Raw genomic sequence first — 11,280 nt, 5'->3', positions numbered from 1 at the left:
GCGGTGGCCAGTTTTACTTGACCACTACAGGGAAACATATTTCATGGCTCCCTGAACGCATACTTTGACAATTTGAGAAGCGTCTATAGATATACCTCAACTTTATCATTCCACTTTACATTACTTAAAGGTAAAAGTGTTTTTGAAGTCAATCCTGTAGATCTAATTGCGATTGAGTGTCTAAGAGTGTTTGAGCCAGATGTATATAAGGAAATCGCACGCTCGAAAGAAATATTCACCAAAAATGGCTCGGATAGATATGGGAGAAGTGAGGATTCTACAGCTGCTTTAATTAATGGCATCTTGGATAAAGCAACCCCTGATAAACGAGAGGTCGTAAAAGAAATGGTAGAGCAGCTATTTCCAACAATTGAATGGGCTCTAGGAGGGACGCACTATTCTGGAGATTTTGCCAGAACATGGTTAAGGGAGATGCGTGTTTGCCACCCCTCTAATTTTGACAAATACTTCCAATTTTCCATTCCAAGTGGCGAGCTTTCTAACTCAGACCTACAGGAAATGCTTAGTCTAACTGCCGATTCTGATAGATTTTCTTCATTTATCTTGTCCCTTAAAGAACGTGGCATTCTAAAAAATGCTCTTTCACAGTTTGAATCATTTACAGATGAAATTCCGTTAGAGAATGGGCGGGCTTATATTAAGGGGATTTTAGATTTTGGTGACTACGTCGATCATGAATCAACAGGGTTTACGATGTTTAGCTCTAATACGCATGCTGTGAGACTTGCTGTATGGTTTCTACGACGCATTGATGATTTAGAAGAAAGAGGGAGGCTGTTGCTAGAATGCTTCAAAGCATCGAACGGGATATCTATTGTCGAACATATACTGCAAGGTGATGACAATCGGAGAGAAAAGTCGGATGCGGACCAAATTCTACAAGATGGAGAATTTGAACAGCTTAAAGCAGAATTTGTAAAAAAATTGGATGAAATGTCTGAAAATTCGCCCTCCGAACTACTTTCTCATGAGCACTTGGTTTCCTTTTTGTATAGGTGGAAGCGCTGGGGTGATGAGAACAAAGTTATAGATTGGTTGAAACTTCAGACCCAAACTGCCGAAGGCTGTATAACTATATTGAAAAAATTTGTAGGTAAATCATCTTCTCAGGCCATGGGTGATTACGTAGTAAAAATTACGACCTATATCAAACTTGAAAATATTGAAAACTTTCTAGAGATTGCACCAATCCAAGAAAAAATACGGAATCTTGACGAGGCTAAGCTCGATTCCGAAGCACAAGAAGCATTGAAAGCTTTCCAAGATGCATTGCAAAAGAGAGAAAAAGGAATCACTGATGATTGGTAGTGAATCTAATAAGTTGCTGCACTCGGAAAAATTACTCGCTACGCTCCCAATTTTCCGGTGAGCAAGGTGTTAAAATACAAGAAACCACAACCCTGCAACAAGAGCGCTCTATCATCCAGCGCCCTTGTTGGTAGTGGTCCATCATTTCCAAACTGGTTTTCTCACTTCGTGATCCACATCCGCTGCGGTGATGCCGAGGTCTTTCAGTTGGGCGTCGTTTAGGCGGCTCAATTTACTTCTAGTACGCCAGTTATGAGCGATTTTTTTGATAATCGTTTTCCATGGCTTTTCTTTTAGATTATCTAATGTGGCTTTGCCGCATTGGCTTATGTCTATTTGGTGGCATGGGTTGTTGCTTAAAGTTTCTGATGTGCAGTTTTTCATGGTGTTACTCCTTGTGTTGGTCTGCTTTTGATACTCTGTAGATGAATAATCGACTTTTAATTGCGGTGCGACAAACGAGAAAAAGTGCTTTATAGTTAAGAAAATCTTACTTATAAAAGGTGCTGTTAATGTCTTCCAATCGAGCTTTACCGCCACTCAAATCGCTGCAAGCATTTCGGTACGCTGCGCAAAGTCTAAGTTTCAAACTGGCGGCGGAGTCTCTTTTTGTGACGCAAGCGGCGGTGAGTCAGCAGATTAAAACCTTGGAGCAATCGCTAGGAGTGGAGCTGTTTGAGCGACAGACTCGCCAAGTGGTGTTGACGTCGGAAGGGGAATATTTGTTTGAGTACGTGAAGAAGGCGTTTGCCTTATTAGAAGACGGCGTCAAAGGCGTGACGGAAGACCCTAACCCAAACACGTTGGTAATCAGTTCTGTGCCGTCGTTCTCGAGCCGTTGGTTGGTGTCGCGTTTGGGTAAGTTTCAAGCGCAGGAGCCTGACATAAACCTTCGCCTCAGTCCGAGTGTTGGTTTGTCGACCTTTACGGACAGTGATTTGGATTTGTGTATTCGATTAGGACGAGGTAAATACGCGGGTTTGCAGTCGCAATTTTTATTAAAAGAATATTTGGTGCTTGTTTGCCATCCTTCTTTGATCAATACGAATGAACCGGTGAAAGCGCAGTTAACGAACATTCCAATCATTACCGATACGGGCCCTGACGTGCAGCATGTATGGCCAGTGTTGCAGCGGTTTTTAGACCTGTACGATATGCCGATGAAGTCGCATTTGCATGTGGCGGATTCGACGTCTTTGGTCGAAGCCTTGTTGTCTCAACAGGGCCTGGCGATGATGCGTTATGGCTTGGTTTACGAGCTGATAGAGAAGGGGCAGTTGATCTGTCCATTGCCCATTTATATGAAGTCTCAATACGATTTTTACCTCGTTGCCCCTTCGCCGCATTTCAAATACAAAAAAGTGAAAGCCTTTAAACAATGGATTGAACGCGAAGTGACTGCGGTCGAATCTTCATGGACGGCATATTTAAAGAATAATCCGGATGTGGAAGAGGTGATTGTTTAGGTTTCTTTTCCTATTTCTGATGAAGACGCAAAGCGTCATTTCAAATCGCGTGCCGTGCGTTTCAATGGAAGCCGCGTTTTCAGCCTAGCGTTGAATCACGGTTAAGTGTGTCTCGGTAAACCGGATCAAGGAAAAGAACAGGTCGCTAGATTTTGTTCTTATCTCTAAAATAGTTGTATGAAGTGGTTCTTTTATAAGATAAAAATCTGCAAATTTGTTACAGTCTGTCGTTAGTCAAAAAAAAGGTAGCACTTCGTAATTATGCCCATCAGACAATCATTCGGCCCATTGCCCACTTTTGCAATTGACCCAGACCAATTTCATGTTCTGCAATCCGCTATTCGTTTTCGTGAATATCTGTTAGAGGCAATTAACAACGCGACCTCAAGAATCTATTTAGTCGCTCTGTATCTTGAAGACGACGAGGCGGGGCGAGAAGTGCTCACCGCCGCTTATGAAGCAAAGCAGCGTAATCCCGATTTGGATATTGCGATTTGTGTGGATTGGCATCGTGCTCAACGTGGTTTGATTGGTGCGGAAAAAGCCCAAGGCAATGCCGCTATGTATCAAGCGTTTGCGGACCAATATAAATATTCGATTCCCGTCTATGGTGTGCCTGTTCGTAATCGCGAAGTGTTCGGAGTATTGCATCTGAAGGGGTTTATCATCGACGATACGGTGATTTACACGGGCGCGAGTCTAAACAATGTTTACCTGCATTATCAGGATCGTTACCGATTCGACCGCTATCATGTTATTCAGCATCAGGGTTTGGCGGACAGCATGGTTCGCTTTGTTTATGAACAAATGATCCGTAACCTTGCGGTCAATGATCTTTCTAAAGCTCAAGTGCCAACGACCAAAGAACTTAAGCCTGCGATTCGAAAGTTTCGTCTTTCATTGAGCTGCGCCGCTTATCACGTGGATCATGAAAGTGTGGATGATCATCACGTTGCGGTTACGCCGTTGGTCGGCATTGGTAAGCGACAGAATCGCCTTAATCAACAAATTGTTACTTTGCTCGCAGACGCGAAAGAAGAAATTGTTTTGTGTACGCCTTACTTCAATTTCCCAAAAGTGGTGTTGAGGGAAGTAAAGCGTGCGATTGCCCGTGGTGTGGAGGTTCATATCGTCGTAGGTGACAAAACGGCCAATGATTTTTATCTGTCACCGGATAAGCCGTTTAAAGCGATTGGTGGTTTGCCTTATTTGTACGAAATGAACCTTGGTAAGTTTGCCCGAGCGAATGAACGTTATATTGCGTCTGGTGGCTTGTCGATTCATTTATGGAAGCACGATGCCAACAGTTATCACTTGAAAGGTTTGTGGGTAGACCGTCGTACAACGCTGCTAACAGGCAATAATGTTAACCCGAGAGCATGGGGACTTGATTTAGAAAACGGCTTATTAATTGATGATCCGAAAAAGCTGTTGGAAGCCAAATTTACCGCTGAATTCGACAACATATTTAAACACACACAACGAGTCGAAACGGCGAGTGAAATCGACGTACTGCAGGATTATCCTGTGAAAATTCAACGCCTGTTGAAAAAAATCATCCGTACAAGAGCCGATCGATTGCTCAAACGGATCTTGTAAGAATCTCATTCAGACAAGATAACTCCCTTTTCCCTTCCCCTTGAAAGACAAAAGGGGAAAGGGCTAAGTCCTTATTGATCTGGTAGTAAAGCGCAAACGACCTTACTTCAAATGTCTCAATATCGTATCTGAATACCAACTCAAAAAGTTGATCACACCAAATTCAAAGGTTTCTGAATACGGCCCAGGGCGATAGCCAATTGAGTTGATGCCCAATTGGTTGCGTTCACCAAGGACTTTGTCTTGCTCGTTGGTGGCGTCCCAGACTTTGCGCAGGTTTTCTGTGTCGTAATCGACGCCTTCTACTGCGTCTTTGTGCACGAACCATTTGGTGGTAACAATAGTTTCTTGAGCGGAAACAGGCAGGACGCGGAAGACGATAAAGTGGTCGGACTGCATGTGGTTCCACGAGTTGGGTAAATGCAAAATACGCATCGAGCCGAGTTCGTGATTTTTAATGCGGCCGAGCATTTTTTGACAGGCGGCGCTGCCGTCAATGGTCATGACTTTGGTGCCTTTTTTCAGCGGCATACGGACAATACGATTGCGCTGTACGGCACCAAAGCTTTTGTGTTTGTGTGGAATGCCTTCGGCGTCCCATTTAGCGGCTTGGGCGTTGTAATGGTCATGGAAATCTTGTGGCGCGCGCGGATCTTCGGTGTCATCCCATTCTAATAATGTGTTGAGCAGCTCTGGGTGACTGGCGGAGCAGTGATAGCATTCTCGGTTGTTCTCTAGCACCAGTTTCCAGTTGGCGCGTTCGTACATGGTGGATTCGACGGCGAGTTTGGTATTTTCGACGTCGTAAGGTTCCATGTAGGTTTCGAGTGTGTCGAGAAATTCGTCGAATTCGTCGGTGGGTGGTTTTTCTCCCAAACACACAAAGATGAATCCACCGCCGGTTTTGCAAAAAGCCGGTTTTAAGCCGTGTTGCTTGAGGTCGAAGTCTTTGTTCATTTCGGTGCCAGCAAACAATAGGTTGCCTTTTAAATCGTACGTCCATTGGTGATAAGGGCAAACGAGATTGGCCACTTTTCCTCTGTGCTCGTTGCAAATAACCGATCCACGATGCGAACAAGTGTTGTGGAAAGCGTTGACCTTGCCTTCGGCATCACGAACCAATAAAACAGGGTTTTGCCCAACTTCGACGGTGAAATAATCGCCTTTTTTCGGAATTTCACTGGTCATACCAACAAATAACCATTCTTTTTGGAAGACTTCTTCCATGTCGACTCTGAACATGTGTGGGTCGTTATACAGTGCCGCATCAAGTGAGTAGTTGCTAGAACGCTTTTCTAGCAAGTCGGCCATGGCGGTTTTCGCTTCACCTATTGAAGCGTGTCTTACATTGAGCAAATCATGTTGATTCATCTTTCTGGGCCTTACTAACAAAAAGATTGATGGACGGGTCTGGGTGTTACTTTTGCACTGGCTTTCATCGTTTTCAGCCTTAGTAGTACGAGCTTATAGTCGCTTAATTACCGAGGGGGAAAATGACCATTCACGACACGCTGTGATACATAAATCGACTCGTAAGGTCTTGTCTTTTCTAGGCTTGACTGCCATGAGCAATAAATTGTCGCTCAGAGTTAATTCGCATTAATCAACAGGATCCAAAATGGCGCAAATACGGTGTCACTCATTTTTTAATTAGAAATAGGTATTCGTTTTTAATTAAGAAGAGGTACTCGACTTTAATTAAGAGGTTTCAATATGACGGATTCAACTTCAGCAAGTACGAATGCCGACTATTTCACGCCCGTTAATACGCAAACATGGGTAAACGGTCGTCACAATGTTCGTTGCGTCAAAGTGATTCACGAAACATGGGATGTGCGTACATTTTGTTTTATGGCGCAACAACCTGTGATGTTTTTCTTCAAGCCGGGTCAGTTTGTCACCTTGGAGCTGGAAATCGAAGGCAAGCAGGTGATGCGCTCATATACGATTTCGAGTTCGCCTTCTGTGCCGTACAGTTTTTCCATTACCGTGAAGCGTGTGCCGGGTGGTGAGGTGTCGAATTGGCTGCACGACAACATGGCGATTGGTGCTGAGGTCGCGGTGCATGGTCCTGTTGGGCAGTTTAATTGCATTGATTTCCCTGCGGATAGGGTGCTTTTGTTGTCGGGTGGTGTGGGTATTACACCAGTGATGTCGATGGCACGTTGGTTTTTTGACACCAATGCCGAAGTGGACATGACCTTTATACACAGTGCGCGTTCTCCGCGTGATGTGATTTACCCGCGTGAGTTAGACCATATGGCAGCGCGGTTAGACAACTTTGGTTTGTACTTGATTGTCGAACGCATGGAAAACGGTTTGCCTTGGCAGGGTTATCGCGGTTATTTGGATGAATCTAAGTTGGACATGATTTCGCCTGATTTCATGGAACGAGAGATCTTTTGTTGTGGTCCTGCGCCCTACATGAAAGCGGTTAGAAACCTTCTCAAAGCGAGAGGGTTCGATATGTCGCATTATCATGAGGAATCTTTTGGCGAGACGCCAGCAGACGTGGTGGAAGATGCGATAGAGCAAGCGGGAGTCGCGCAAGCCGAAGCCGATGCAGTAAACCAAGAAGATTTATTACGAATTGAGTTTGTGAACAGTGGTAAGAGCATTCAGGTGATGGCAGGGGAAACCTTGCATAATGCAGCGGCGAAGCTGGACTTAATGATTCCCAAAGCCTGTGGTATGGGTATTTGCGGTACTTGTAAAGTGTTGGTGAAAGAAGGCCAAACGCAGATGGATCATAACGGTGGCATCACCGATGAAGACGTAGAGGCGGGTTATGTGTTGTCTTGCTGTACAGTGCCTAAGTCGGATGTGGTGGTGGAATATTAATGGCCTGTGCACGGTGATGTCTCTTTTCACATCGTGCCATGGTGTTGTACTGATGAGTTTTTATTAAATAAGCGTTCAATAAAAGAGCAATCTTGGTCTATATTAGTGCGTAGCATTATGCTTTTATGTGCTGGCTCAGTTGGACATTGTGATGTGTTATTTGTGTTGCGTCATGGTGTTCTCTATCAGGCGTCACGCCTGAATATGGCATTAAATGCCCATAATTCGAGCTTCCTTAAAAATAAAAAAAGTGTTCGTTTAAACATGGTCTGTTTTTTGCCTATGTTAATGAAGCACACATATGAGGACATTAATATGGTAACGGCGAATGGCTCTACCTTGGCTTTTGATGCAAAAAGCACCACGAAAGTCGGCTTTTTATTGCTCGATCATTTTACGATGATTGCGTTGGCCTCTTCGATTGAACCGCTGCGTATGGCCAATCAGTTGTCAGCAGAAGCGCTTTATAGCTGGAGTTTGATTTCTGAAGACGGTCAATCCGTTACCGCCAGTGACGGCTTAAGTTTAACCCCCGATTACTCTATGGAAGACAGCGCTGCTTTCGACTTAATTGTTGTGGCGGGTGGTGTCGATATTACTCGTACTTTTTCCGCAAAACAGGTCTCTTGGTTGATGAAACAATCCCGTAAAGGGGTTCAACTCGGTGGGATTTGTACGGGGGCGTATGTACTTGCTTATGCCGGTTTGTTAAATGGCTATCAGTGCAGCGTGCACTGGGAATGTCTAACCGCCTTGCAAGAAACTTTTCCTAAAGTGAACTGCAATAACAAGCTGTTCTCTATCGATAAAGACCGCCTTACGTCTTCAGGCGGCAGTGCTCCAATGGACATGTTTTTAAACATGATGACCAAGCAACACGGCCCTAAGTTGTCTAATGCGGTGTCTGATATGTTTATTTGTGATCGCATTCGTAACGAGTCCGATCAGCAGCGTATGCCGATGCGCCAATTCAATAGTGTTGGGATGTGTACGCCCAAGCTGGTGGATGTGATTGAATTGATGGAAAACAATTTAGAAGAACCCATTGAATTGGATGAATTGGCGACCTTTGTCGATGTCTCTCGTCGTCAAATTGAGCGTATGTTTCATCGTCATTTGGATTGCTCACCTTCGCGTTATTACTTACGTTTACGATTGGAGCGAGCGCGTAAATTGCTCAAGCAATCGAACATGTCGATTGTGGAAATTTCCATGGCATGCGGGTTCATTTCGACACCGCATTTTAGTCGTTGTTATCGCAAACACATTGGTGTGTCGCCACGAGATGAGCGAAAAACCGCTTGGAAAGGTGATGCGGTAGAGGCATCGGCGACGGACAAAGATGCCATCGTTTTTATTCCTCATGCGCAAGACGCGTTAAGTCATTCGCACACCGAGCCGAGTTATGGGTCTGTCGCAGTGTGATTTTGAGGCATTGCGTGAGTGGTTAGTCATTCCGTTCAACCAATAGCCAATAAAAAGTAAAAAGGGGCCTTTTAAAAGACCCCTTTTTTTTATGCAGTGTGTTGCTTGTTTTGTGTGGTGTTTAGTTATTTTGATAGTTGCTTTGACAAAACAAAAGAGTTTCTTTTTTTGCTTCGCCTCTTTCGTTGCATGTCCAGCCCGCGTAATCCGTATGATCGGTTTTGGCTTGCACGATGAAGAAGTCTTGAGTTTGCAATGGTAACCAAGATTTCAGGTCTGTGGAGCGCTGTTTGGCCTTTCCTGTTGAGTAGTATTGCGCAGAAAACGGGCGTTTATGCAGATAAAACAAATCGCTTTGGGTGGTTTCAGCTTGCTGTTTCCAAATGCCCATTATTTTGTCTTCTGATCGTTTTGTGACTAAATCAAATTGAAATACAGTGATTAGCATCACTAATAGTAAGGGCGTAACAAACCCAACTTTGTACAACCATGCTGGCAATGGTCTTTGGCTGTGAAGGTGAGCAAGCAGCAGTGCCGTTGCGGGCAGCGCCGGCATTACGTAGCTCGCCAAAATATTGCCTGAAAAACTGAATAAAAACATGGGTGCCAACATCCACAAAAAGAGGAAGCTGCCAAAACCATCTACGCTTTCTTCTGTGTCTTTGTCTTCTCTTATTGAGCGAACCCATTGCCAAATAAGCACAGGGCTCCAAGGGAGCATGGAAATGAACGCATAAACCCAAATTGTGCCGCGTGCTCTTTCGTGTGCGTTGCCATACAAATCACCTTGCCAGCCACTCACAATAAAGCGTTTTATGTGTTCGCCAACAATGAAGTAGTCCAAAAAACCTGGTGTTTTGTATTCTGCCAAGATATACCAAGGTAGAGAAAGCGTAAGGAATAGCAGTGTGCCATAACTCCAAGGCAACGCCTGCCAGAGTTTTTTCCAGCGGCCACTTGGAAGTAACCATATGGTTAAACTAATGCCGATCAAAACGATCGCTAATGGGCCTTTCGACATCATGCCCAATGCTAATCCGACAAAGAACAAATAGCCCCAGATTTTGCCTTTATTATTCCACGCTTGCCAAAAACTGATCATGCTCAAGGCAATAGAAAAGGTCAGCGCGGTGTCGGTCATCACAGCGCCGCTCAATATAATGAAAGAGACGGTAGACGCTAAAATACTGGCGGCAAACAACCCCATTGCCGACGATTGAAAGTGATCTTTCGCAAGTTTGTAAACCAACCAAACGACACCGGCACCCACAATAAGATGCGGCACGCGCGCGGCGAATTCGTTCACGCCGAATAGACTGAAGCCAAGGCTACTTAACCAGGTGAAAATCGGCGGCTTACCCCAAAATGGTATGTTGTAGTCGAACATGGGCGTGATCCAGTTGCCTGTTTCAAACATGATTCGAGCCATTTCACCGTATCGCGCTTCGGTGGTGTCCATGAGCGGGTAAAGTGCTAAGGAAATAAAGCGTAACACTAAGCAGCTGACGAGTAATATCAGTAGCGTTTTAGCGGAGGGTAACGCAAGCGTAGGAGAGTTCATTATTCAGAGTCCGAGTGTAGATAAGTAGGTTTGGTCATGGCGTCTTCCATTAAGACATAGAGCGGTCGTTGCTTCGATTCAATGAACAAGCGACCAACGTATTCGCCTAATACCCCAATCGATAAAAGCTGAATGCCGCCGAGAAATAAAACGATGAGTACGGTAGAAGGGTAGCCAACCACTGGGTCGCCCCACACTAAGGTTTTCGTGAAAATAACGATCGCCATAATGAATGCAATTAAGGAGGTGGTTAATCCTGCCATGGTTGCCCAGCGTAATGGTTTGGTGCTGAATGACGTGATGCCTTCCAGTGCCAAATGTATGAGTTTTCCATAGTTCCACTTTGTATTGCCCGCGAGCCGTGCATCACGGTCAAAAGACAGCACCTTACGTGAAAACCCAGGCCAGGCTAACAAGCCTTTCATGAATCGAGTTCGCTCTGGTAGCGAGTTAATCACGCTGACCACTTTTTGGTCCATTAGTCGAAAATCACCCACATTTTCAGTGATCGGGTGGTCACTAATGTGTGTCATAAAGCGATAAAAACAATGTGCAGTGGTGCGCTTTAGCCAGCTTTCACCATGGCGTTCACGTCGTTGCATTTCAACAACTTGTGCGCCGTCTTGCCATGTACTCACCATCTCGGGAATGTATTCTGGTGGATCTTGCAGATCGGCGTCCAACAAAATAACACAGCGGCCGGCCGCGGCTTTCATGCCTGCACTCATAGCCGCTTCTTTGCCAAAATTACGGCTTAGGCGTAAACAGCGAACTTGATGAAAAGGATGCTTTAACTGACTTACCAATTCCCAGCTACCATCATGGCTGCCGTCATCGATATAAAGGATTTCGCAATGTTGGTGAAGAGAGTTCAGTGCATCACATACTCTTTGATGGCAAACGGCAAGCACATCCACCTCGTTTAAAAACGGGATGATAACGGTCACAAGTGGCTGTGCTTTTACTTCGATTTTAGGTTGCACATATTGTCTGTATGGAATGGCACTCATCGGGCTCTCCTAACAAGGGTAAAGTTGATGAGTGCATAATAAAGGTCGG

The 11,280-nt window shown here is 44.8% G+C and carries 9 protein-coding genes; 5 read left to right on the top strand and 4 right to left on the bottom strand.

Annotated elements, in window-relative coordinates:
* The first annotated feature begins 186 nt into the window (after window positions 1-186).
* On the top strand, window positions 187-1,329 hold the full coding sequence (locus D104_RS25145) for a hypothetical protein (RefSeq protein WP_200866746.1): 1,143 nt from the start codon (window positions 187-189) through the stop codon (window positions 1,327-1,329).
* Window positions 1,330-1,470: 141 nt separating this feature from the next.
* On the opposite strand, the gene D104_RS25140 is transcribed toward D104_RS25145, so the two are convergent.
* Entirely contained in the window at window positions 1,471-1,713 is a 243-nt protein-coding gene (locus D104_RS25140) for a DUF1127 domain-containing protein (RefSeq protein WP_024023413.1), read from the bottom strand.
* Window positions 1,714-1,841: 128 nt separating this feature from the next.
* On the opposite strand from D104_RS25140, the gene D104_RS25135 reads away from it, so the two are divergent.
* Both D104_RS25135 and pssA read left to right on the top strand, forming a co-directional pair.
* A complete protein-coding gene (locus D104_RS25135; RefSeq protein ID WP_024023412.1) occupies window positions 1,842-2,795 on the top strand; it encodes a LysR substrate-binding domain-containing protein in 954 nt (317 codons plus the stop codon).
* A 261-nt stretch (window positions 2,796-3,056) separates the two neighbouring features.
* On the top strand, window positions 3,057-4,394 hold the full coding sequence (gene pssA, locus D104_RS25130) for a CDP-diacylglycerol--serine O-phosphatidyltransferase (protein ID WP_024023411.1): 1,338 nt from the start codon (window positions 3,057-3,059) through the stop codon (window positions 4,392-4,394).
* 102 nt (window positions 4,395-4,496) lie between these two features.
* Here the strand turns inward: pssA and D104_RS25125 are convergent, their stop codons facing one another.
* Window positions 4,497-5,765: an aromatic ring-hydroxylating oxygenase subunit alpha gene (locus D104_RS25125; protein ID WP_024023410.1), complete on the bottom strand. Its 1,269-nt coding sequence runs from the start codon at window positions 5,763-5,765 to the stop codon at window positions 4,497-4,499.
* Between the two features lie 342 nt (window positions 5,766-6,107).
* On the opposite strand from D104_RS25125, the gene D104_RS25120 reads away from it, so the two are divergent.
* Both D104_RS25120 and gbdR read left to right on the top strand, forming a co-directional pair.
* Window positions 6,108-7,235, top strand: coding sequence for a hybrid-cluster NAD(P)-dependent oxidoreductase (locus tag D104_RS25120; protein ID WP_024023409.1), 1,128 nt, complete (start codon window positions 6,108-6,110; stop codon window positions 7,233-7,235).
* A 315-nt stretch (window positions 7,236-7,550) separates the two neighbouring features.
* Window positions 7,551-8,660: a choline metabolism transcriptional regulator GbdR gene (gbdR, locus tag D104_RS25115; RefSeq protein WP_031214627.1), complete on the top strand. Its 1,110-nt coding sequence runs from the start codon at window positions 7,551-7,553 to the stop codon at window positions 8,658-8,660.
* Window positions 8,661-8,781: 121 nt separating this feature from the next.
* Here the strand turns inward: gbdR and D104_RS25110 are convergent, their stop codons facing one another.
* The gene (locus tag D104_RS25110) at window positions 8,782-10,221 is read right to left on the bottom strand and encodes an ArnT family glycosyltransferase (RefSeq protein WP_024023407.1); all 1,440 of its coding nucleotides are present in this window, start codon (window positions 10,219-10,221) and stop codon (window positions 8,782-8,784) included.
* Window positions 10,221-11,231 carry a glycosyltransferase family 2 protein gene (locus tag D104_RS25105; protein WP_024023406.1) on the bottom strand — a complete coding sequence of 337 codons (1,011 nt, stop codon included), beginning with the start codon at window positions 11,229-11,231 and terminating at the stop codon, window positions 10,221-10,223. Before D104_RS25105 ends, D104_RS25110 begins: the two co-directional genes overlap by 1 nt.
* Window positions 11,232-11,280: the final 49 nt, after the last annotated feature.

This window comes from Marinomonas profundimaris (assembly GCF_000508165.1).
Lineage (GTDB): Bacteria > Pseudomonadota > Gammaproteobacteria > Pseudomonadales > Marinomonadaceae > Marinomonas > Marinomonas profundimaris.
The sequence above is the reverse complement of the archived record's forward strand: the minus strand, read 5'-3'. Positions and strand labels throughout refer to the sequence as shown.